Below are 23750 nucleotides of genomic sequence, written 5' to 3'. Positions count from 1 at the left end.
TCATCGGCACGATTATTCTCACGATTTTAAGATTTGAATTTTTATTCGACCTCACACCGTTCGCTCCGTACTATACCGGTTTAATTTCAATCAAAGAGAATCAATGCAAAAGTTTGATACCGGACTCTTCACCGGACTTTACCGCCACATGCTGGCGGCGCGTAAAATTGACGCGGTTCAGGCGGACGCCGCGCAGCGCGGCGAAGCGTTTTTTTATATTCCTTCATCCGGGCACGAATCCATCGCCGCGCTCGCACCGCTCCTGACTGAAAACGACTGGCTGCACTGCCATTATCGTGACCGCGCTCTGCTTTTTGCGCGCGGCGTGACGACGACAGAAGTTCTGCTTGAGCTGCTCGGGAAAACCGGCAGTCCGTCCGAAGGCCGCCGCATGCCGGGCTTTGCGTGCAGCCGCGAACTGAAGCTGCTGAGCGCGCCGACCGGTGTGGCATCGAACGCGCTGCAGGCCGCCGGCGTAGCGCAGGCGGTGAAGAATGAAGCCGGCACACCGGTGGTCTATTGCGGCATCGGCGACGGCGGCACGCAGGAGGGCGAATATCTGGAGGCCATCGCCGAAGCGGTGCGCTCGCAACTGCCGGTGCTGTTTGTGGTGCAGGATAATCATTATGCGCTGTCAACGCCGTCGCAAGGCCGGACGTTTTTTTCGCTGCCGGACGGCGATGCGAAAGAGTTTTACGGCATTCCGATCCGTTATACAGACGGCACCGATGCCGTAAAAACATACAACGCATTTGCCGGTGCGGTGAAGGAAATGCGCAAAACGCGTGCGCCGCAAATTGTGGTAATGCGCGTTGAGCGGTTGACGAGTCACACGAACGCCGACGATCACTCCATCTACCGTTCGGTGGAGGATATTGAGCGGATTCAACAGACCGCAGATCCGGTTCTGATTCTCGCCGGAAAGCTGCTTGCCGCCGGCGTGCCGGAACAAGAGCTCAAACAAATCGAGCACGAAATTAATGTGGAGGTTGATCAGGCGTTCGACACCGCGCGCCGCGCTGCCACCGCAACTACAGAATATTCAGCAAAAAAACCGCTGCCGGCAGCCATGACGGCGCCGGAATCGGAACGCCGCGACGACGGTACGGCACGGACGATGATTGAAGCGATGCGCGACGTCTTCCGCATCCGGTTGAAAAATGATCCGGCGGTGTATCTTTACGGTGAGGACATTGAAGATCCGAAAGGCGATGTGTTCGGTTTAACGCGCGGACTGAGCAGTGAGTTTCCGGCGCAGGTTGTCAATTCGCCGCTGAGCGAAGCGACGATTGTCGGCACGGCGATCGGCCAGGCGCTCGCCGGTAAAAAACCGGTGGCATGCATTCAGTTCGCCGATTTTATGCTGCCGGCGTTTAATCAGATTGCCGCCGAACTCGGCGCGATGTGGTGGCGCACTAACGGACAGTGGGAATGTCCGGTGATTTTAATGGCGATTTGCGGCGCCTACCGCCCGGGACTCGGTCCGTATCACGCGCAAACCTTCGACGCCGCCTTCGCGCATATTCCGGGACTCGATGTGATGATGCCGTCCACCGCCGCCGATGCCGCCGGCCTGTTAAATGCGGCGTTTGATTCGGGCCGCCCGACGGTGTTCCTGTTTCCGAAAAATTTAATTAACGACCGCACTGTGACTGCCGGAGAAAACATTTCCGAGCAGTTTATTCCGATCGGCTGTGCGCGGGTGACACGTCCCGGTAAAGATTTAACGCTGGTGAGCTGGGGCAGCACGATGCCGCTCTGCGAAAAAGCGGCGGACGCGCTGCAGGACGCCGGCGCCGGCGTGGAAGTGATCGACCTGCGCTCGCTGTCGCCGTGGGATGAGAAAACGGTGATTGCCTCGGCGCAGAAAACCGGACGGCTGCTCGTTGTCCATGAAGATAATCATACCTGCGGTCTCGGCGGCGAAGTGCTGGCAACCGTTGCCGAAAAATCCGGTGTGCCGGTGCAAATGGCGCGCGTGACGCGTCAGGATACCTATATTCCCTATCTGTTTGAAACGCAGCTGGATGTTGTGCCGACGTTTAAAAGCATTCTCGAAAAAGCGGCGGAGCTGCTCAACTATTCACTGACGTGGCAGATGCCGGCGGAAGAAGTAGAGGGTTCAGTCACTGTGAATGCGATCGGGTCAAGTCCGTCGGATAAAACGGTGACGATTACCGAACTTTATGTGAAATCCGGCGACGCTGTGGAAGCGGGCACACTGCTCGCGGCGGTGGAAGCCGATAAAGCGACGATGGAAATTTCAACGCCGGTCGCCGGACTGGTTGAAGAGCTGTTTCTGGCCGAAGGCGATTCGGTGGATGTCGGCACACCGCTCGCACGTATTAAAACCGACGAAACTGATCTCATTAAAAAACCGGTGACGAGTGAAGATTCCGGTGTGCCGGTGTTGGAAAAACGGTTGAACGCTGTGCCGGAGAAACCGGCAGTGGAAAAAAGCACTGCGATAAAACCGGTGATTCTTTCCTCTGTTACCACGGCGTTCGGGTCGCGCATTGTGCCGAACCACGAGCTCGTGCGCCCCGGCGATGAATGGGATTCCGAAGCCATCCGTAAGCGCACCGGCATTGAAAACCGGCGCTGGATTACCGGCAATGAAAATGTCACATCGCTCGCTGTAAAAGCTGTGCGTGAACTGCTGGAAAAAGAAAAGCTCCGGCTTGCCGATATCGACGCGATGATCTGCGCCACCGGTACGCCGCTTTCCATGACGCCGTCGCTCGCCTGCCGTGTTCTCTACGGACTCAGTCCGGCAAAAGGTGAAATTCTGATGCAGGCGCACGACGTGAATGCCGCGTGTTCCGGCTATATGTATGCCATGCAGAATGCGTGGGATATTCTGCGCGACGATCCGTCGAAAAAAGTCATCGTGATTACTGCCGAAACGCTGTCGCCGATGATTAATTTTGACGATCCGAAAACCTGCGTACTGTTCGGCGATGCCGCCACTGCCTCGCTGTTTTCCTGCGAAGAACGCGCTGGAAATATCAACGCGCTGATCAACCGCTCGGTGCTGTCCGCCACCGGCGTAGAAGATAAAGTGTTGTATGTGCCCAACATGGGCGGCGACGAAAAAATCGAAATGGAAGGCCTCACGGTTTTTAAACTTGCGGTGAAAAAGATGGCGGATATGCTCGCCGAAGCGTGCGTGAAACGCGGCATTGCGGTGGATCAGCTCGACATGATCGTGCCGCATCAGGCAAATGAACGGATTATTGAGGCGGTGCGCAAGTCTGTCCGCTGTTCGCCGGAAAAAATGTTTGTGAACATTAAAAACTACGCCAATACCTCGTCGAACACTATTCCGATCGCACTGTCTGAAATGATGCCCGGCATGAAACAAGGTGCACTGATCGGACTTACCGCTTTTGGCGGTGGATTCACCTTCGGTGCCGCCGTGATTGAAAAAATGTAACACCGCAGCAAAGATGCATCACAGTCATAAGGTTTTATGCGCTTTCTTTTTCGTGCTTTTTTGTAATTTTTGTGATTGAATTCTATTTCGTATGAAATCGGCGTTGATTAAAGAGTTCCGGCATCACGGTCCGTACACGTTTCTCGGTGCGGCGGTGAGCGTCATTCTGATGATGACGATCCGCCACTGGTGGCCGGCGGTGCTCGACACGGAACGCACTCTGCAACTGTTCGAATTTTCACATCCGCTGCATGTTGTACTCAGTGCCATGGTCACCGCAACGGTGTTCAAAAAATACCGGCAGAACAAATCGTGGAAAGGGATCGCTGCCGTCATTCTCGTCGGCTATTTCGGCGCCATCGGCATCGCCACGCTGAGTGACTGCATTGTGCCGTTCTGGGCGGAAACCATTCTCCGCATGGACGCGCATCTGCATCTCGGTATCGTAGAAATACCGTTCATTATTAACTTTGCGGCACTGCTTGGAATCAGTATGGCATTTTTTTCGCCGAAAACCTACATTCCGCACGCCGGACACATTCTGCTGAGTACGATGGCATCGCTCTTTCACATTATGACCGCGCATGCCGGCAAATTTTCATTCGGGCAGGGGGCATTGATTATTGTATTCCTTTTTATCGCCGTCTGGGTGCCCTGCTGTTTCAGCGACATCGCCTTTCCGGTACTTTTTACCGGCAAATGTGATCATTGTCACGAAGATTAAAATAACCGGCGGCGCGCCCCGCCGCGTTCCACAACAGCAGAAATTTTTAGACGGGATAACCGGATTTAAACCGGAAAAATATTCATAGGCCACTTACTGTTTAAGCATCCTGTTATCCGGTCAAAAAATTTGAAGTGAATCATGAAAATTTTAAACGCCGGCCGCAACGATCTTCCGGCAATGCTCGACCTGCAGAAAAAAATTTCAAATTGAGGTGATCTCTACAATGAACCGGATTTGTCGCCGATGCTCGAAAGATTGAAGAGCTCGCACCGGTTTTTGCCGCCGCAGTTTTTATAAAGCAGAGATCACCGGAAACCTCGTCGACACGACAGTAATCACATTCTATTTTTTCTGAGCATGATAAAATCGAACGCTTTTTCCGGGTTTCGCCGAGCAGTATGGTATCCCGCTTCAGTTCGCAGCAGGTGAGGGCAAAAAATCAGGCGGCTTTTAGAGCGGTTGATTGCGGGTTGTCCAGACCGGCAGCGATCTAGAGCGTATTAAGAAAAATTATAGCCACAAAAAACACACAAACACACAAAAGTGTAATGTATCGCAGGCATCTTTGCCTGCCTTGGGAAATCCGCAGATAACGCAGATGAACGCAGATATTTAAACCACGGGAGACACAACACACACGGAAGTTTTGCAGAAAGCATCAGGCATTCAGGGATTAGCAGAGAGGCAGAGTCGTAGACGCGGCGCCCTCGCCGCGTTCCGTGTTCAGGGTTTTCTGTGTACAGTTGAGAGTTGAAAAGTTCTCAGTGCGCTCTGCGGTTTATCAATCATTCGGCCCATAATTATTTTGCGATTTTTGCGCGTTTTTGCGGCTATACATTAATTTAAAATGCTCTAATCAACTGTTCAGTGATTTTACGCGAATGGCAAGATGATCGATGCTTTCGAAGCGTTCGTATGGGTCATTGCCGGCCGTTACTGTGCCGCTGAACAGACTGTCGAGTTTAACAACCGGTATAATCCGGCTGATGATGTTCGGAGTAAGCAAGATATACAGTTCTCTCCCCAGCGCACGGCCTCGGTAAGGCGCATTGATAAGCGCCGGCAGAGCGGTAACGGGATTATCTCGTTTGGAAGGCCTTCCTGTATGAGTTCTTTGACATCCGGCGCGTACGAACCCCGGTGGTTCCAGCGGATACACCTCAATACAGTGTTAGACAAGATTGACATATTAATTTGTAAATAAACGGAAGTTTTAATAAAAAATAAAAGAATATCGGCAAGATCATTATATTCTTTTATTTAAATGCCCTATTCCATTTAAGTGTATTATCTATACTCGGCACATTCACAGAACCCGAGGGCCTGTATGGCAAAGAATAAAAAATTGTTTAATGTAATGCTGACGGGCAGGCGCAAGGACGTTGCCGCGCTGGTACAGGCAGAGATTGCCGCCGATGCGGATGTGACATCGGTTCTAATGGAGTCCATGCTTCCGGTGACGCACGCAATCGGCACACAGTTTCCCCGCAATGAAATATCTGTTTTGGCAATGCAGATCGCTGCCTGCGCCATGCAGGCCGATCGGGGCGTTATTGATTCACTGCTGTCTAAAAGCGGACATGAACCGTTCGCCGAAGCAGTGGCTGGTATCCCGAAAGGCAATCAGCATGACACCGTCAAAAATCAGGTAGCCATGATGATGAAAGGCACCGGGTATAAAGTAATGAATTGCGGCACAGATTGCGATGTCGCCGGATACGACAACGCCATGGCCGGCAACGCGCCGGTTTTAATGCTCAGCGCGCTGCCGCCGGCAACCATGCCCTATATAAAGGAGGTGGTTGATCACTTTAAAACGACGGATTCAAACGTGAAAATTCTGATCGGCGGTGCTCCGATAGCTAAGGAATATGTTAATCAGACCGGAACCGGTGGTTACACCGGTGACACTAGTCAGGCTGTCGCTGCTGTTGAAAAAATTTTTGATAGATAGAATAAAACAGGGTACTCCGGTTTGCGGAGTGCTTTTTATGGAGAAAAACATGAGTAAGACAATAGCTATAGATTCCTTAGACCGGTTTGTTTACGGCCGCAGCCCCAGACCGGTGATCACTAAACGGGGGCTTGCACTTGGCACCGGGATGGTTTTCCCCGAAGTTAACTTCACGCTGCCTGCAATGAATATTACGACAGAAACCTGGCCGCAGGTGATCGCGCATTATACAGAGATGGCCGACAGTGTAATCAGACGTGCAATTGAACTGGAGACGCCCCAGTTACAGATTGAATTCGAAACTCTTCCGGAGATGACCCTGAATCCGGCCTGGGGACTCGAAATCAACCGCCTGCTGGCTGATAAACTGATTGAGGCGCAGGAAAAACACGGAGTCAAAACTGCTCTGAGGTTCACACCGAATGATATTCGAGAATTCTCCCGTCCGCCGGTCATGCGCAGCGGAGTATATTGGGATAATATGCTGGCAGTATTCGCCAAAGCCGGCGAGGCCGGCGCCGATTTTCTTTCCATTGAATCCACCGGTGGAAAAGAATTAAATGATGAAGCGCTGATTAACGCTGATCTGCCGGGCGTTGTTTTTGCACTGGGTGTTCTAGGCTGCCGCGATATGGAATTTCTATGGAAACACATGGTTGCCGCCTGCCGGGAAAACGGTGTAATTCCGGCCGGAGACAGCGCCTGCGGTTTTGGAAACACCGCAATGGTGCTGGCCGAGAAAAAAATGATTCCGAAAATTTTTGCAGCGGTGGTGCGTGTCGCCACCGTGCCGCGTACGCTGGTGGCATTGGAGCAGGGTGCAACCGGACCTTGTAAGGACTGTGCCTATGAAGGGGTTTATATCAAAGCAATTACCGGAACGCCGGTTGCACTCGAAGGAAAAACAGCCGCCTGCGCTCATCTGAGTCCAATCGGCAATATTGCCGCTGCGGTTTGCGACTGCTGGTCTAATGAATCGGTGCAGAATGTTCAGCTGCTCAGCGGCAAGGCACCGGAAGTTTCTGCAGAACAGCTCATTTATGACTGCCGGTTGATGAATACTGCAGCCCGCCGTTCCTGTGAGGATGCGTTGAGGTTGCGTGACTGGCTGGTTGAGTCCGATGCTCCACTGGATCCCCAGGCGTATGTGTTGCATCCGGAAATTGTCCTGCGCATTTCTAAAAAAATTGTGCAGGGCGGAACAGCCTATGAACGCACCCGCATTGCCGTACAGGCCGCACTCGAAGAACTGCGCAAGGGAGCGGATGAAAAAGCCTATTATCTTGATCCGCGCGAAGAACGCTGGCTCGAGAGGATGGAGATGTCTGTTGAAGACGATATTCCGGAGACCGAGGCTGAGATGATCGCACAGTATGCACCGCTGGTTGACCGGTCAAAATGTTCACTGAAAGAATACGGAGTCGATGCATAAGGCCATTCCATGCCATCTGATTGCCGGGGCGCTGGGAATCGGAAAAACCACTGCGATTCGGCGGTTTGTTGCGCGGTCCGCTGCTTTTACGGGAGTGATCGTCAATGATTTCGGCAAAACCGGATATGACGCTGCGCTGATCGCGGCAGGCGGCGGAACGGACCGGCTGCGGGTTGAACATATACCGGGCGGCTGTCTCTGCTGCACTTCTGCCGCACAGATGCTGCCCGCGCTGGAGATACTTTGCGCCCGGCCTGAAGTTGAGCAAATCATCATTGAGCCTGGCGGGATCGTACTCATCGATCCGTTGCTGGAGATGCTGTATGCCGCTGCACCGCGGTGCCGGATTGAGGTAATGCCGGTGATTGTATTGTTCGATCCGGCGAAAAACCGGCCGGAGCGGCTCGCAATGATTCCGTACTGGAACCGGCTGGCGGAATGTGCCGATATTGCGGTTGCCAACCGGTGTGATCTGGCAGCTCCGGAACAGGTTGAGACTTTTATGCACTGCCTGAAAAACTGGACACCGCCGAAACTGAGCGTGATCTGCACATCGCACGATGAGCTGCCACCGGAAATTTTCAAGTTGCGTAAAGATACAGGCTGCCCTGTACGTACTGGACATCACTATCATGCGGAATTACCGCCGTCTGGCATTTTTTCTTCGGGCGATACGTTTTATTTGCCGGCACTGATCAAACTGCTTGAAACACTCGCTCCGCAGCTTGATCGGTTTAAAGGTAGTGTAAAAACGGAACAGGGGTGGCAGCGAGTAGAAATTGCGTTTGGCGGTGTCTTTTATTATCCGGCGCCGGTAGCGGAATGCACGGCGGTTGAATGGATCGGCGATGTCAGCGGCGTCGCACAGCAAATCAATGCTTGCCGGTTAACCCGTTAAAGGTAGAAAAGGATGTTTGCGGTGTAATTAGATTGCTGTATCCTGCGGTCTCAAAAAAATCGGCAGGCAATATTGGTATATCTGAATCTTGAACTAAAATTAAGAAATTTTATATAATGACATGCAATACTATAAGAAAATATAATAATTCAGCAATATTATTATATTTTATGCTAGTATATGCCTATTTTTTGCTTGGGATTAAGGTAAACTGTTCAAAATAAAGTTAAACGTTAATTGGGAGAAAGAGTTTATGGCAAGAAATCAGGAACTGTTTGATGCTATTACTAAAGGCAGACGCAAAGATGTCGCCGCAATCGTTCAGGATCTGATCGATTCAAAAGCAAATGTAGAAGAAATTTTAATGGAATCGATGATTCCGGCGATGCGCGAAATCGGTGACCGTTTTTCCCGTAATGAAGTGTATGTACCGGAAATGTTGATCGCCGCCCGCGCGATGCAGGCCGGTCTTGACCTCATCAGCCCGCTGCTTGCTGAAACCGGACATGAGCCGCTGGGGAAAGTGTGCATCGGAACTGTAAAAGGCGATTTGCACGATATTGGCAAAAATCTTGTCGCTATGATGGTCAAAGGTGCCGGTTATGAAGTGATGGATCTCGGGGTTGATTGCGATGTTTCCAAGTTTGACGAAGCAGTGAGTAACGGTGCACAAATCGTCATGCTGAGTGCATTGTTAACGACGACGATGCCATACATGAAAGAAGTAGTCGATCACCTCAAAGCCAAAGGCGCGAATATTAAAGTGCTGATTGGCGGCGCGCCGGTAACTCAGGAATATGCCGATGAAATCGGTGCCGACGGGTACTCCAGTGACGCAAACGAGGCTGTTACCTCAGTTGAAAAAGCCTTCGCCGCGCTGCATGCTTAAAACGTTGTTTGATTTTTACTCTGCAAACATCCCCGGTTGCAAAGGCCGGTGATGTTTTTATATCGAGGGAAAACAAACGGCGGAAGCATGAATCAAATGTATTCACGATCCGGTCTGACAGTCAGGCAGATCGTGACTGATACAGTTTACTGTTGGGTTTACGGTGTCGATGGAATGCCTTCTGCTTGAAGATCAATCTCTCTTTGTCGAAGCAAGAAACCTTGCTTGACCAAATCCCGTCGATTGTGGCATTGTGGTATCACTTTCACACAAACAGGCACGCGATGTTCCAATTATTTAACTTCAGTAAACCGGCGGCGATTGCTATTCACGCTTGTGCCTGGTTGGCCCGCCAGCCGCAATACACCGGGCGGGCCGCCGAACTTTGCGCCGCTCTCGGCTATTCGCAACCGCACTATGTCAAGGTGATGCAGACTCTGGCACGCCGCGCTATCGTCGTCTCGCAGTGCGGCCCCGCCGGCGGTACCACTCTGCTGATTGAACCAGCTGAACTGACTGTCTGGCAGGTGCTTGAAGCCGTTGCCGGTACCATCGCTTCTAGCCATACCTGCCCGCTGGAACCGGCTCCCTGCACCCAACGATGCCCGCTGGGTCAGGCCCTCCGGACTGCTATTCTTTCTCTAACACAAGAGCTGCAAACAATCACCATCGCCGACGTCTCACAGGGATTGCCGGCCCAACCGAATTAGGAATTATACCATGACCAAACGTAATATTATTAAAATTGATGAAGAAAAATGTGTCGGCTGCGGTCTCTGTGTCAATGCCTGTAACGAGGGAGCCATTCAACTGGTCAACGGTAAAGCGCGCCTGGTCAGTGAAAGTTACTGCGACGGGCTGGGCAATTGCCTGCCTAAATGCCCCACTGGCGCTATTACCATTGTCGAACGCGATGCTGCACCTTTCGATCCTGCGGCCGTCGCCCGGCACAAAGCGTCCTTGACCGCGCCGGCGCAAAAAAGCCCAGCACCGGCTGGCGGCTGCTCCGGTTGTCTGAGCCAGTCGATCAGCCGTCTTTTCGACACTAACGGTGCCGCCGATCCCGCGACTCCGCCTCCTGCCCGTACGCCCCCTGTCATGCCGGCTCATACCACCGGTGCCTCACAACTGGCCCAATGGCCCTGTCAAATCAAACTGGCCCCGGTCAACGCCCCCTGGTTTGCTCATTGTAAATTACTGATCGCTGCCGACTGTACCGCCTTTGCCTACGCGAATCTCCATCAGGATTTCATGCGCGGACGCGTCACCCTGATCGGCTGCCCTAAACTCGACAGTGTCAACTATGCTGAAAAACTGACTGAAATCCTGCAGCAAAATGAGATTAAAGACCTGACTCTGCTCCGCATGGAAGTTCCCTGTTGCGGCGGCTTGACCCATGCCGTCAAAGAGGCCCTGGCCGCCAGCGGTAAAATCATCCCCTGGCAAATCATCACTATCTCCATCGATGGCCACCAGATCGAAACCTGACACTCTCCCGCTCCTGATGTATGCAGAAACAGCGGAGAATGGTCAGTGGGGACTAAAAGAATAGACAAGATCACCACGTCTTGATTTCAAGGCGAACAAACCCTGGGTGTAAGGGAAGGGATGTACGCAAGGCAGCATCCGGGCAGACGCTTTGTACTGCCACTTTACAACCGTCACCAATGTCAACTTTGATACATCCACCCTCAAAGCCATGCTGCGCACAAAGATCCTTACCTGGCCGCATTTTTTAGCTGCCGGTGCCGGGAATAAACGCCAACGCACCCGGTTTGAAGTTTATGGTGCGGCCTGAAAATAACCGCCGGAATGGCGGTAAAGGATGGCACGCTTGAAGCGTGCGCGAAAACATCAGATTATTTGGATTCCGATGCATTTGAAACGGTGATAGAGTAATTTGAATTTTTAGACCTGAATATGAAAACTGATCTAAAAAATTCATGTAAAAATAACAGATGAAAATTGAAGAATATAAATTAAATCCTGAGCGTTTCCCCGGTCCGATTTTACGAACTGAAGAGATTCACAAAACCTATTATATCGGCAAACGCCCGGTGGAAGTGCTGCATGGCGTTTCACTGGAAATCCGGCGCGGAGAGGCGGTATCGATTATGGGTGCGAGCGGCGCCGGCAAAAGCACGCTGCTGCATATTCTCGGCGGACTCGATCAGCCGGATTCCGGTGATGTATTTTTCGAAAACAGGAGTCTGTGTAAAATGAGTCCGGCGCGCCGTGCGGCGTTCCGCGCCGCGCGCTGCGGATTCGTTTTTCAGAGCTATCATCTGCTGCCGGAACTGGATGTGCTGCAGAATGTGATGCTGCCGGCAATGGCGGTGAAGCGAAAATCCGGCGTTCAGGAGCGCGCGCAGTATCTGCTGGAGCAGGTCGGGCTGTCGGCGCGCACGGATCATCGCCCGGCAGAACTTTCCGGCGGCGAACAGCAGCGTGTAGCCATTGCGCGCGCGCTGATTAATACGCCGGATCTGCTGCTGGCGGATGAGCCGACGGGGAATCTGGATTCGCATACCGGCGAAAATATATTGAATATTCTGTTTACCTTAGCGCAGACTGACGGACTCACGCTGATTGTGGTAACCCATAACGAAGAGGTCGCCCGGCGCTGTCGACATGAGCTGATTTTAAAAGACGGCAAACTGGAGAAATAAAAATGAAAGTTTTTTTGAATGGAAAAATCGTTGACGAGAAAGATGCGGTCGTTTCGGTGTTTGATCACGGACTGCTTTATGGCGACGGAATTTTTGAAGGCACCCGCGTCTATAACGGCCGCATCGCGTTTCTAGACGAACATATTGACCGCCTGTTTGATTCGGCGAAAACCATTCTGCTTGATATTGGCATGACGAAGGATGAGATCAAACAGGCGACAGTTGATATTTGCAAAGCAAACAGCCTAAAAGAGGGTTATATGCGCCACGTTGTAACGCGCGGCGTTGGGAACCTCGGTTTGAATCCGTATTCCTGCAAAAAGGCGCAGGTCATCATTATCGCCGCCGGAATTAAACTGTATTCCGAAGAGATGTATCAGAATGGGTTAAAAATTATTACCGCCGGTACAATACGCAACATGGCGGAAGCGGTGAACCCGCGCGTGAAGAGTTTGAATTATCTGAACAATATTATGGCGAAAATTGAAGCGATCAATTCCGGCGTTGAAGAGTGCCTGCTGCTCAACGCACAGGGCTATGTCGCCGAAGCATCCGGCGACAATGTGTTCGCGATTAAAGACAACAAACTGTTAACACCGGCAACCTGGTGCGGCGCGCTCGACGGCGTAACGCGCAATGTTGTTATGAAACTTGCCGCTGAAATGGGCATGGACGTGGTTGAAACGGTGCTTACCCGTTACGAACTCTGGACGGCAGACGAAATGTTTCTTACCGGAACCGCGGCTGAAGTGATCGCAGTGGTTGAGCTGGATAAACGCCCGATCGGCGACGGGAAACCCGGTCCGAAAACGCAGCAGCTTATTAAAGCCTATCGCAATCTGGTTAACAGTACCGGCACGCCGGTTGAATAAGGATTTTTATGAAGTGTGATCTCTGTGACAAAGAAGCCGTAGTGCATTTGACGCAGATGGTGAACAATGAAATGAAAGAAGTTCACCTTTGTGATGAACACGCCAAAGTGCAGGGCGTTGACCTGCAAACTCCCATTTCTATCACCGATATCTTAATGGGACTCAGTCAGCAGATCAAAACGCCGGCGCCGGCGGAACTGACGCTGGCGTGTCCGCGCTGCGGGATGTCGCGCGATGAATTCCGTAAAAACGGCCGGCTCGGCTGTCCGGACTGCTATAAAACATTTATGGCCGAATTGACTGCCGCCGTAAAAGCGATGCACCATAGCGCGCAGCATATTGGAAAAATTCCGGCTCGCGAAGGTGTGCAGACGCGCATGAAATCAAAACTCGCACGGTTGCAGAAAGAACTGGATGAAGCCATTGCCCGTGAAGAGTATGAGCGCGCCGCACAATTGCGCGACGAAATGAAAATCAGTCGTTCCGCCGCGGATGAAGGGGGCGCCGCGTGAGGCTGGACAATATTTTTAACCGTCACGGCGGCTGGCTTGAGGCGGGCCCTAACGAAGGGCCGGTTATTAGCAGCCGGATTCGTCTGGCACGCAATCTGCGCGACACGACCTTCCCCGGCTGGGCTTCTAAAGAGGGTCGCAATCGCGTCTGGAATGAGGTTGCTCTCGCATTTGACTCTGTGCCGGACAATGAAAAATTTATGCGCTGGCGGATGGACGAATTGAATTCGCTCGATCGTGATCTGCTGTTCGAGCGCCACTTGGTCAGCCGTGATCTCGCGGAACGTCATATTGGCGCCGGTGTTTTTGTTAATAAAAACGAATGTCTCGCGATCATGGTGAACGAAGAAGATCACCTCAGGTTGCAGTCTTTGCAGCCGGGATTGAAGCTGCAGCATGCCTGGGACGTTGCCAATCAACTGGACGACGAGCTTGAAAAAAATCTTTCCTACGCATTTTCAAGCAAGCTCGGCTATTTAACGGCGTGCCCGTCGAATGTCGGTACCGGCCTGCGCGCCAGCGTCATGCTGCATTTGCCGGGACTCGTGCTCACCGGTGAAATTAAACCGGTAATTAACGCTGTCTCAAAAATCGGACTCACTGTGCGCGGACTGTGGGGCGAGGGCTCCGAAGCGTCCGGACATATGTTTCAGATTTCAAACCAGATTACACTCGGCAAGCCGGAAACAGAAATCATCGCGCACCTTGAGCAGATTGTACTCGAAGTAATCGAGCACGAGCGCAATGCGCGCGCGCGGCTGATGCAGTCACAGCCGCGGCGCGTGCTCGACCACGTCGGCCGCGCGTACGGCGTGCTGGCGCATGCCGTGTTAATGACCACCGGCGAAGCGCTCGATCTGCTGTCGGCGCTGCGACTGGGAACCGATCTTTCGCTGCTGCCGGAAATTGACCGTCGCGAGCTCGCGCGACTGTTTATTCGCATTCATCCGGCACATCTGCAAAAAGAGGCCGGCGCAGTGCTGACGCCGGAAGAACGCGATGTAAAGCGCGCTGATCTAATCCGAAACTTTTTAACGAATAAGGACCAATGAAACCGACCCGCATTGATCGCAAATTTGCTGAACTGAAACGGCAAGGCAGAAAAGGATTTATTGCGTACATCGGCGCCGGCGATCCGACGCTGGACGACACGGTGGATATTGTGTTGCGGCTCGAAGATGCCGGCGTGGATATCGTCGAACTCGGCCTGCCGTTTTCTGACCCGCTGGCGGACGGGCGGGTCAATCAGGATGCCGCCGGGCGCGCACTGGCTGCCGGCGCAACCTTTGACGGCGTGATGAACTGTATTAGAAAGATCAGGGAACGCTCTGCAATTCCGATGATGTTTTATGCATACATTAATCCGCTTTATAAACGCGGATTTGAAACCGCCATGCACACTGCCGCCGGTGCCGGAATTGACGGATTTCTGCTGCTCGATCTGCCGTTTGAAGAGGCGGGTTCGTATCAGAAAGTTATTTCCGGTGTGAATCTGAATAACATTATGCTTATCACACCGACCACGCCGGAAACACGGATTAAAAAGATCATGCAATACGCGGACGGTTTCGTTTATTGCGTTTCGACGGCCGGCATTACCGGCGTACGCAGTTCCGTTGCCGCCGGAGCACCGGCGCTTGTGGCGCTGACAAGAAAGCATACCAGACTTCCTGTTGCGCTCGGTTTTGGAATCGGCACACCGGCGCAGGCTGCCGAAGTTGCTGAGTTCGCCGATGCAGTCGTTGTCGGCAGTGCCATCGTAAACCGGTTTCACAATAATCCGCATACTGCTGCCGGTCGTGCCGCCGCCGCAAGCTATGTTTCCGAAATGGTGCGGGCGGTAAAAGGGGATTAATTTCCCGCCGCAGTTTTAAATCAAACCGCTCATGGAAAAAGCGATGAGCAGAAAGACGAAAGCGCAAATGCCGGTATATAAATAATCTTTTTTTCTAATGAGAATGAAAAACACCGGCAGCAATGCCCACAAAGTTACGCTGCATCCGAGTGTAATACTGAATTGTGCAAGACCGTCACCGGTAGAAAAATTACGCAGATAAAAATGTCCGCCCGGGAAACCGCCGTCGGCATTCGCCCAGACTTCCTCCGGTGCCGCTCCGGAAAAAATGGAATTAAAAATCCGGTTCGGGTGAAGTACATTATTTTCCGGTTTTGCGAGAATAAATACCAGTGCGAACGTTGAAATAACACAAACAATGACCGTAACCCAGTGTACAACATTTCCGTATATGATCTGATAAGACAAAGTATTTGGTTTATTCATGACTCTTTTCCTGATCTTTTTTTTTGCGCGCGCCAGATGGCAAAGATAACAAAAAGACTGATCGCGAGAAAAACAATCAGATTAATTGCCGGCGGCAGCTTCCGGGTAACGATTCCCAGTTTGAACAGCGCGTCGGAAAACAGTCCGAAACTGGTAAAGAACATGATTCCGATGAGAATGATGCGCACAAAATGCACTCTCAGCCGTGAGAGCAGCAACGCTCCGATATAACCGCCGGAGACATTTCCAATGAGCCACGGCAGCACAAACAGCGGAATGATGCTGCCGCTGAGAATATATGGCCACACTGCAACACAGTCGACCATGCCAAGAATAATTCCGCTGTTGGCGGCGGCGGCTTTGAGCGGAACTCCGAGTCCGAGATTTTGTACCGGCGTGATCGCCCAGCCGGCACCCATGCCGAAGAATCCGCCGATCAATCCAACGATAAAGGTGAGCAGAAATCCAAGTCCGAGCCGCGTGACGCGATACCGAACAATGCGGTGCTCGCTGCGTTCGTAATATTCACTGTCGAGATCAAAAAATTTTGTAAAGCGGTCCACTTTTTCAACAGGTGGATATTCCATTTTTTTGCCGCCGGAAATAAAATAAAAACCGAGGAATGCCAGAATGATTCCAAGCGAAAGGCGCAGTGGACCTTCGCCGGCAGCGCCGAATGCGCTTGAAATGTACACTGCCCCCTGTGCGCCGACAAATGCACCGACGCCCTGACTGATCGTCAGTGTGATCGACATACGGAAATTGCCGAGTCCGTTTTTCATAAAAACACCGGTGGAGATCAATCCGCCGAACATCGCTACAATCAGGCCGGTAGCGCGAATGATCAGACTGTTCACCGGTGTAAACGCGAGCATGATCGGTGTAAACAGAACACCGCCGCCAATTCCGGAAATCCGTGCTACCACCGTAATGACAAAGCTGATTAGAAAAAATGCCAATACCAGCAATACAATCTGTGTCGTAGGCATTTCGCCCTCCACCGGTACGGCACTGGTATTTGAGATGATTGTCAGCGCCACGGCGGCAATCGCAATTGCCGCAATCATAATATTCGCTTCAAGCCACGGCGGTTTAAGCCAAGTATTCCTTTTTTTATCACCCACGTGAAGTCTCCCTGAGAAAATAATTTAAAATGTCACCATCTGCCTGAGAACCCGTTTTTTGTCAAACGAATACTTCCCGTAAAAGGTCGAGCGTATAACCTTGAATATTGCGCTGGATTTTAAAAGGATGTCTCAAATATTAAGAACATCCGGAGCAGACAAATTATATGAAACCGAAAATTTTAGTCATTACAGGTTACGGTGTAAACTGCGAAGCGGAATCGTCGTATGCGTGGAAACTGGCGGGCGCTGAAGCGGTGCAGGTTCATTTGAACGACCTGCTCGAAACGCCGGTGCAGATGCGTGAATTTCAGGGTATGATGTTTATTGGAGGATTTTCATACGGTGATCACATGACGAGCGGCCACGTGTTTGCGCTGCGCGTGAAACATCATCTGCGCGACGAACTGCAGAAGTTTATCGATGCCGGCAAAATTATTATCGGCGTTTGCAACGGGTTTCAAACAATGACGAAAATTGGACTGCTGCCGGGATTTGACGGTGAATATTTTGAGCCGAAAATTTCTCTGATGCAAAACGATGTCGGGCACTTTCAGAATTTCTGGGTGAATCTGAAATTTGAATCCGCGTCGCCGTGTATTTTTACGAAAGGGCTGGATACGCTTCCGATGCCGATCCGCCATGGCGAAGGCAAAGTTTTTACAACCGATAAAAAAGTGATTGAGCGTATCGAAACGCTGAATCTCGCCGCCGTCCGTTACGCCGATGCCGCCGGAAATCCGGCACAGGATTTTCCGGAAAATCCAAACGGCTCGCTTCATGCGATCGCCGGACTTTGCGACCCGACCGGCCGTGTGTTCGGAATGATGCCGCATCCGGAAGCATATCTGTTCCCCGAAAATCATCCGAACTGGGACGCACAGAAAATCGCCGGTGAACTTCCGGTGCACGGGCTCGGTCTCAAGCTGTTCGAAAACGGTGTAAAATTTTTGACAGAAGAAAATATCTAATGATTCATTCGCCACAAAAGAACGCAGAGAATGCAAAAGAAGATCAGAATAATTTTTTACACAGAGGGAACTAAGAAAAGAAAGAATTCCAACCACTAATCTTCACTAATTTTGCCGCTTCGCTGCCCGCCTTGTCCGGCAAGCCTTTCTTCGAATCACTAATGATTAGTGCCGATTAGTGTTAAAATTAGTGGTTCAAAAATCATTCTGTTAATTATTCTGATTTAAATTCGGTGGGGTAATATGAAAGTTGTCGTCGCGATCGATTCATTCAAAGGCTGTTTGAGTTCGATGGACGCGGCGGACGCCGCCGAAAAAGGAATCCGGCGCGTTTATCCGCGCGCAAAAATCATTAAACTCGCGATCGCCGATGGCGGCGAAGGAACGGTGGAAGCGCTCGCCTCGCAGCGCGGTGCAAAACTTGTTTATGCCGGTGTAAAAAATCCGCTGGGCAGAAAAATCCGTGCGGCGTATGCGCTGCTCAATGCGAAAAGTGCGGTGCTTGAAGTGGCGAAAGCGTCCGGTCTGCCGCTGTTGAAAAAGTCAGAATTGAATCCGCTGAAAACATCGACGTTGGGCACCGGCGAATTGATTAAAAATGCACTGCGGCGCGGTGTAAAAATTTTTACAATTGGCATCGGCGGCAGTGCGACGAACGACGGCGGCATGGGAATGCTGGCGGCGCTTGGTGTAAAATTTTTTGATGTGAACGCCAATAAAATTAAAAATTTCGGCGGTGCAAATTTAATTCGCGTCGCGCGCATTGACTGCGCCGGAATGCTGCCGGAATTGAAGCACGCAAAGTTTACGGTGCTGTGCGATGTGGATAATCCGTTCTGCGGGAAAACCGGTGCCGCGCATATTTACGCGCCGCAAAAAGGAGCTTCGCCGGAAATGGTGAAACAGCTCGACGTCGGACTGTATTCGTTCGCCGCTGTTATGGAAAATACAACGGGACGTGATATCAGAAAAATTCCCGGCGCCGGTGCCGCCGGCGGACTCGGCGGTGCATTTCTGGCTTTTATGAATGCAAAACTGGAGCGCGGAATTGACGGCGTGCTGGATGCTGTAAAATTTGAGCAGAAACTTTCCGGCACCGACTTTGTGATTACCGGTGAGGGCAGGCTTGATGCGCAGAGCGCGATGGGCAAAGCGCCGTCCGGTATTGCGGAGCGCGCGGCGAAAATGAATATTCCGGTAATTGCAATTGCCGGTGGAATTAAGACTGGTGCTGAAAAATTATATGAAACAAATATTGCAGCAATGTTTTCGGTGTGCCGCGCGCCGGTGTCACTCGAAGAGGCGATGAATCCGAAAAATGCCGCCGGAAATCTTGAGCGGCTGTGCGAAAATATTTTCCGGTTGATTCAAATGATAAAAAAACATGCTGGAAACTGATGCCGTACGAATCGCTCATCGGCGCCGCGCTCGCCGGAACATCGACGCTGGTTTGTTATTTGTTTGGTGGAGCGTGATCTCCGGGCACGTTTAAACGCGCCGGAGGTCGCGTTCCTCAATTATTCCAATTTTTAAATAACGCCCAGGCGGCGAGGGTTTTGGCGTCCTGAACGTTTCCGGTGCGGATGCGTAAATCCATTTCGGATTCAGTGAGCAAAACAGTTTCAATATTTTCGTCCGGATCGAAACCGGTTGCGCCGGCGGTGTCGCCGGTTTCGGCGTAAAAGATATCGATGCATTCGGTGCAGTAACCGACGGATGGATAGATAGGACCGAGAAATTGAATTTTTTCGACAATGTAGCCTGTCTCTTCTTTGAGTTCGCGAACTGCAGCGGCTTCTGCTATTTCTCCGGCGTCGCAGTTTCCGGCAACGACTTCAAAGACAATCCGTTCCATCGCTTTGCGAAACTGCCGGATAAAAATAAACTTTCCATCACACCGGCGCACAACCACGGCAACCGCCGGTCCGTGCCGTACAATTTCGCGGGTTGCGGTGCGCCCGTCCGGCAGTAGAACGTCGAGGACGTCCACGCTCATAATTTTTCCGGTGAATACTGTTTTTGTTCCGATTGTTTTTTCACTCATTTGTAAATAATTGCCACTAAAATCACGAAAAGACACAAAAATTTTAAATTAATGAAGATTAGTGTGAATGAGTGGTGAAATTTCGGTATTAATAAATACATGTCAAATATTCGTCAGGAATGGGAAAATCTGGAATCGGCGGATCTGGCGCCGTACGCCGCACTCAGTGCGCAGAGCCGCGGCCGGCGTTTCCCGGAAAACGAACATCCGCTGCGTTCCTGTTTTCAGCGCGACCGCGACCGCGTGCTGCACAGCCGCTGTTTCCGGCGGCTTGAATATAAAACGCAAGTGTTCGTGAACGGCACGGCGGATCATTACCGCACGCGGCTGACGCATACCATTGAAATGGCGGCGGTCGGACGTACCCTTGCACGTGCATTCTGTGTGAACGAAGATTTAACGGAAACAGTTTGTCTCGCGCACGACGTCGGACACAGTCCGTTCGGCCATCGCGGCGAAGCGGTGCTCGACGATTTGATGAAAGAGCACGGTGGATTCGACCACAATCTGCAAAGCCTGCGCGCAGTGGAAAAACTTGAATATCAATATCCGCATTTTAACGGCCTGAATCTGACGTGGGAGGTGCGCGCCGGTTTATTGAAACACGAAGCTGCAACTCCCGGTGCGCAACTTGACGGTTTTCCAATCGGTCCGTTTCAAATGCTCGAAGCGCAGATTGCCGATGTTGCCGACGACATAGCCTATCACGCGCATGACACTGACGACGGACTTTCCGCCGGATTAATTACGCTCGATCAGTTGTGTGAACTTGATTTCTGGAACGCCGCCGTTGTGCGGACGAACGAACAGTATCCCGGAATTGATGGTGCGCCGCACCGGCGCGTCACTATTCGCAATCTGCTTGATCTGCAGGTTGAGGATGTTTTACGGGAAGGGCGTTGTCGGTTAAATAAATTTGCACCGCAATCCGTTGCCGATGTCATGAATGCACCGGAGCGCATTATCTGCTTCAGCGCCGGAATGAGTGCGATGCTCACAGAATTTTCTGATTTCCTTTACCGGCAGCTTTACGACCATCCGGATGTTGTCAACGCCAACGTTGAAGCCGCTGAACTCATGCGCGGACTTTTTTTGAATTATCTTGAACATCCTGAAACGATGGGACACAAAGCCCGCAAACGGATTCCGGCGGAAGGACTCGCCCGTACTGTCTGCGATTACGTCGCCGGCTGCACCGACCGCTACGCACTGGAAGAGTGTGAGAAATATAAAATCTTTTAGATGGACAACAGGATTGCCAGAAAATGAATCATGTTATCCTGTCTGAAAATATTTTTCTTATTCTTTTTTCAACTGATTTTTAATTTCGGTGAGTGTGTCGTTGATTGAGAAGACAACAATGAGAAGTTCGCAATAAACGCGGACAAAGATGGGTCCGAGAATAATACACATAAGTCCCTGCAGAATTGCACCGGAAAACAGCATAATTAATCCGGACAAAACTGCAATCGCGATGCCGATCCAGAAGAGAATTTTGATGATGACCGGCGTGATCATTTTTTTGAAGTTGAAGAAGTCTTCTTTATTCATGATACAGGTTCCTTTCTGGGGTTAACCTTTTCTCTGAACGGAAGTATAGTCCGGATTTTCCCGGCGGCAACTGATTCCAGCAGGATTTTTTGATGAATATCCGTTTATCCCGGCGGAATCTGCGGTTAAATTCCGGCGATGAATTTTGTGAAACCTTCTCAAATGAAACATCTGGATGCGGTGATGGACATTTGGGTGAAAGCGAATATTGCGGCGCATGATTTTATTCCGGCGGAATCCCGGAAAGAGTGAATGAAAAAATAAAAACCCCGCCGGAAATCCGGCAGGGTTTTTGTTCAGGTGTCGAACGGTATGAATTACATCATGCCGCCCATGCCACCCATTCCGCCGCCCATATCGGGCATGGCCGGTTTTTCTTTTTCCGGCAGGTCGGTGATCATGCACTCGGTGGTGAGCAGCAGTCCGGCGATACTGGCCGCATTCTGCAGTGCCGAGCGGGTGACTTTCGTTGGATCAATGATTCCGGTGGAAATCAGATCAACATATTTGCCGGCGACAACATCGTAGCCATTGTTGCCTTTCAGCTTTTTAACTTCCTGCACAACGATGGCACCTTCGACACCGGCGTTGTCAACGAGCTGACGCAGCGGAGCCTCGCAGGCGCGCCGGACAATTTCGGCGCCAACGGCCTCGTCACCTTCAAGCTCGAGTTTATCGAGGGCTTTCTGTACGCGGATGAGCGCCACACCGCCGCCCGGTACGATACCTTCTTCGGCGGCTGCGCGGGTTGCGTGCAGAGCATCTTCAACGCGGGCTTTCTTCTCTTTCATTTCCGATTCGGTGGCCGCACCGACATTCAATACAGCTACACCGCCGGAAAGTTTCGCCTGGCGTTCCTGCAGTTTTTCGCGATCATAATCAGACGTGGTTTCTTCGATCTGCCGGCGAATCTGATCAATGCGTGCATTGATGTCAGCCTTTTTACCGGCGCCGTCAACGATGACCGTTTCTTCTTTACTGACGGAGACGCGTTTGGCCCGGCCGAGGTCTTCCAGCGTAACGCTTTCAAGTTTGATGCCGAGATCTTCAGTGATGAATTTGCCGTTCGTGAGAATGGCAATATCTTCCATCATCGCTTTACGCCGGTCGCCGAAGCCCGGAGCTTTTACAGCACAGACGTTCAGTGTGCCGCGCAGCTTATTAACCACCAGTGTTGCGAGCGCTTCACCTTCAACATCTTCAGCGATAATAAGCAGCGGCTTGCCGCTTTTTGCCACATTCTGAAGCAGCGGAAGCAGATCCTGCAAGTTGGAAATTTTCTTTTCAAACAGAAGAATATAAGGATCTTCCAGTTCGGCTTCCATCGACTCAGCGCTGGTAACGAAGTACGGGGAGAGGTAGCCTTTATCAAACAGCATACCTTCCTTGATTTCGAGGCTGGTTTCCATAGATTTGGATTCTTCCAGCGTAATCGGTCCGTCTTCGCCGACTTTCGCCATCGCGTCAGCAATCATATTTCCAATTTCAGTGTCGCCGTTCGCGGAAATAGTTCCGACCTGAGCGAGTTCTTCGGTGGATTTCGTTTTTTTGCTGAGTTTTGCGAGCGCATCAACAAGCGTATCAGTTGCTTTGTCGATACCGCGTTTCAGGCACATCGGATTTGCGCCGGAGGTAACATTTTTTAAGCCTTCGCGATAGATCGCTTCAGCGAGTACGGTTGCCGTGGTTGTTCCGTCACCGGCGATATCACTGGTTTTGCTGGCGACTTCGCGCAGCATTTGTGCACCCATGTTTTCAAACGGATCATCCAGCTCGATCTCTTTTGCGACGGAAACGCCGTCTTTTGTGACATTCGGCGAACCGAATTTTTTGTCGAGAATCACGTTACGGCCTTTCGGGCCAAGCGTAACTTTTACTGCACGGCTCAGTTTTTCCACGCCCCTGAGCATGGCTGTGCGTGCATCAACATCGAATTTCATTTGCTTTGCCATAATTCAATATCTCCTTTGCAATTAATGTTAACCGATCACTGCAAGAATATCTTCTTCACGCATGATCTGATATTCCCTGTCGTTCATTTTCACTTCTGTACCGCCGTATTTCGGCATCAGAACCGTATCGCCGACTTTTACATTGAACGGAATTTTCTTCCCGTCGTCATCCAGTTTACCGGTTCCGAGTGCAACCACTTTTCCTTCCTGCGGACGTTCCTTCGCCGTGTCAGGAATAATAATGCCGCCTTTTTTTACCTCGGCTTCTTTGAGGGGCTCGACCAGTACGCGGTCGCCTAATGGCTTGATCTTCATCTACACTTCCTCCTTCTGTTGTTAACACTTCCGGCAGAACCTTTCTGCCGTTCTACTTTTAAATTTTGAGCAGGATAACGGGGCTCTCAGAATGCCTTGAACTCTGTTATCCGGCCTAACTCC

The 23750-nt window shown here is 51.3% G+C and carries 23 protein-coding genes; 16 read left to right on the top strand and 7 right to left on the bottom strand.

The features are described from left to right. Positions 1 to 103: 103 nt before the first annotated feature. Together WC959_10255 and WC959_10250 are read left to right on the top strand one after the other, a co-directional pair. The gene (locus WC959_10255; protein ID MFA5689511.1) at positions 104 to 3436 is read left to right on the top strand and encodes a beta-ketoacyl-ACP synthase 3; all 3333 of its coding nucleotides are present in this window, start codon (positions 104 to 106) and stop codon (positions 3434 to 3436) included. A 91-nt stretch (positions 3437 to 3527) separates the two neighbouring features. After that, a complete protein-coding gene (locus WC959_10250) occupies positions 3528 to 4160 on the top strand; it encodes a hypothetical protein (GenBank protein ID MFA5689510.1) in 633 nt (210 codons plus the stop codon). Between the two features lie 859 nt (positions 4161 to 5019). Here the strand turns inward: WC959_10250 and WC959_10245 are convergent. Then, the gene (locus tag WC959_10245; protein ID MFA5689509.1) at positions 5020 to 5169 is read right to left on the bottom strand and encodes a hypothetical protein; all 150 of its coding nucleotides are present in this window, start codon (positions 5167 to 5169) and stop codon (positions 5020 to 5022) included. A 321-nt stretch (positions 5170 to 5490) separates the two neighbouring features. On the opposite strand from WC959_10245, the gene WC959_10240 reads away from it, so the two are divergent. The 11 genes from WC959_10240 to trpA all read left to right on the top strand — a co-directional run bounded on the left by WC959_10240 (position 5491) and on the right by trpA (position 15244). Beyond that, positions 5491 to 6117, top strand: a complete 627-nt coding sequence (locus WC959_10240; protein ID MFA5689508.1) for a cobalamin-dependent protein — start codon at positions 5491 to 5493, stop codon at positions 6115 to 6117. Positions 6118 to 6166: 49 nt separating this feature from the next. Beyond that, a complete protein-coding gene (locus WC959_10235; protein ID MFA5689507.1) occupies positions 6167 to 7549 on the top strand; it encodes a methyltransferase MtaB domain-containing protein in 1383 nt (460 codons plus the stop codon). Continuing rightward, entirely contained in the window at positions 7542 to 8447 is a 906-nt protein-coding gene (locus tag WC959_10230) for a GTP-binding protein (protein ID MFA5689506.1), read from the top strand. The genes WC959_10235 and WC959_10230 overlap by 8 nt, the downstream gene beginning before the upstream one ends. Before the next feature lie 253 nt (positions 8448 to 8700). Further along, positions 8701 to 9336, top strand: a complete 636-nt coding sequence (locus WC959_10225; protein ID MFA5689505.1) for a corrinoid protein — start codon at positions 8701 to 8703, stop codon at positions 9334 to 9336. A gap of 185 nt (positions 9337 to 9521) precedes the next feature. Continuing rightward, complete coding sequence (locus WC959_10220) at positions 9522 to 10046, top strand: Rrf2 family transcriptional regulator (protein ID MFA5689504.1); 525 nt, start codon at positions 9522 to 9524, stop codon at positions 10044 to 10046. A 10-nt stretch (positions 10047 to 10056) separates the two neighbouring features. Beyond that, a complete protein-coding gene (locus WC959_10215) occupies positions 10057 to 10824 on the top strand; it encodes a 4Fe-4S binding protein (protein MFA5689503.1) in 768 nt (255 codons plus the stop codon). Between the two features lie 470 nt (positions 10825 to 11294). After that, on the top strand, positions 11295 to 12005 hold the full coding sequence (locus WC959_10210) for an ABC transporter ATP-binding protein (protein ID MFA5689502.1): 711 nt from the start codon (positions 11295 to 11297) through the stop codon (positions 12003 to 12005). Positions 12006 to 12007: 2 nt separating this feature from the next. Beyond that, positions 12008 to 12877: a branched-chain-amino-acid transaminase gene (gene ilvE, locus WC959_10205; protein MFA5689501.1), complete on the top strand. Its 870-nt coding sequence runs from the start codon at positions 12008 to 12010 to the stop codon at positions 12875 to 12877. 8 nt (positions 12878 to 12885) lie between these two features. Further along, a complete protein-coding gene (locus WC959_10200) occupies positions 12886 to 13389 on the top strand; it encodes a UvrB/UvrC motif-containing protein (GenBank protein MFA5689500.1) in 504 nt (167 codons plus the stop codon). Next, on the top strand, positions 13386 to 14441 hold the full coding sequence (locus tag WC959_10195; GenBank protein ID MFA5689499.1) for a protein arginine kinase: 1056 nt from the start codon (positions 13386 to 13388) through the stop codon (positions 14439 to 14441). Before WC959_10200 ends, WC959_10195 begins: the two co-directional genes overlap by 4 nt. Further along, complete coding sequence (gene trpA, locus WC959_10190; GenBank protein ID MFA5689498.1) at positions 14438 to 15244, top strand: tryptophan synthase subunit alpha; 807 nt, start codon at positions 14438 to 14440, stop codon at positions 15242 to 15244. The genes WC959_10195 and trpA overlap by 4 nt, the downstream gene beginning before the upstream one ends. A gap of 15 nt (positions 15245 to 15259) precedes the next feature. Here the strand turns inward: trpA and WC959_10185 are convergent, their stop codons facing one another. Both WC959_10185 and WC959_10180 read right to left on the bottom strand, forming a co-directional pair. Continuing rightward, positions 15260 to 15670, bottom strand: a complete 411-nt coding sequence (locus tag WC959_10185) for a hypothetical protein (protein MFA5689497.1) — start codon at positions 15668 to 15670, stop codon at positions 15260 to 15262. After that, complete coding sequence (locus WC959_10180; protein MFA5689496.1) at positions 15667 to 16794, bottom strand: sulfite exporter TauE/SafE family protein; 1128 nt, start codon at positions 16792 to 16794, stop codon at positions 15667 to 15669. Before WC959_10180 ends, WC959_10185 begins: the two co-directional genes overlap by 4 nt. 167 nt (positions 16795 to 16961) lie before the next feature. On the opposite strand from WC959_10180, the gene WC959_10175 reads away from it, so the two are divergent. Together WC959_10175 and WC959_10170 are read left to right on the top strand one after the other, a co-directional pair. Further along, positions 16962 to 17765, top strand: coding sequence for a phosphoribosylformylglycinamidine synthase subunit PurQ (locus WC959_10175; protein ID MFA5689495.1), 804 nt, complete (start codon positions 16962 to 16964; stop codon positions 17763 to 17765). 243 nt (positions 17766 to 18008) lie between these two features. After that, positions 18009 to 19163, top strand: coding sequence for a glycerate kinase (locus WC959_10170; GenBank protein MFA5689494.1), 1155 nt, complete (start codon positions 18009 to 18011; stop codon positions 19161 to 19163). Between the two features lie 115 nt (positions 19164 to 19278). On the opposite strand, the gene WC959_10165 is transcribed toward WC959_10170, so the two are convergent. Further along, positions 19279 to 19809 (bottom strand): NUDIX hydrolase, encoded by a 531-nt coding sequence (locus WC959_10165; GenBank protein MFA5689493.1) that lies wholly within the window; start codon positions 19807 to 19809, stop codon positions 19279 to 19281. A 99-nt stretch (positions 19810 to 19908) separates the two neighbouring features. Between WC959_10165 and WC959_10160 the strand changes: the two genes are divergently transcribed. Then, positions 19909 to 21051: a deoxyguanosinetriphosphate triphosphohydrolase gene (locus WC959_10160; GenBank protein MFA5689492.1), complete on the top strand. Its 1143-nt coding sequence runs from the start codon at positions 19909 to 19911 to the stop codon at positions 21049 to 21051. A 57-nt stretch (positions 21052 to 21108) separates the two neighbouring features. On the opposite strand, the gene WC959_10155 is transcribed toward WC959_10160, so the two are convergent. The 3 genes from WC959_10155 to groES form a co-directional block, all read right to left on the bottom strand. Then, on the bottom strand, positions 21109 to 21360 hold the full coding sequence (locus WC959_10155) for a DUF4282 domain-containing protein (GenBank protein MFA5689491.1): 252 nt from the start codon (positions 21358 to 21360) through the stop codon (positions 21109 to 21111). 317 nt (positions 21361 to 21677) lie between these two features. Further along, a complete protein-coding gene (groL, locus tag WC959_10150; GenBank protein ID MFA5689490.1) occupies positions 21678 to 23312 on the bottom strand; it encodes a chaperonin GroEL in 1635 nt (544 codons plus the stop codon). A 27-nt stretch (positions 23313 to 23339) separates the two neighbouring features. Beyond that, the gene (gene groES / locus WC959_10145) at positions 23340 to 23627 is read right to left on the bottom strand and encodes a co-chaperone GroES (GenBank protein ID MFA5689489.1); all 288 of its coding nucleotides are present in this window, start codon (positions 23625 to 23627) and stop codon (positions 23340 to 23342) included. Between the last annotated feature and the right edge of the window lie 123 nt (positions 23628 to 23750).

The organism is Kiritimatiellales bacterium (assembly GCA_041656295.1).
In the GTDB taxonomy this organism is placed as follows: Bacteria; Verrucomicrobiota; Kiritimatiellia; order Kiritimatiellales; family Tichowtungiaceae; genus Tichowtungia.
Note: the sequence above shows the minus strand (reverse complement) of the source record. Positions and strands in the feature narration are given on the sequence as shown.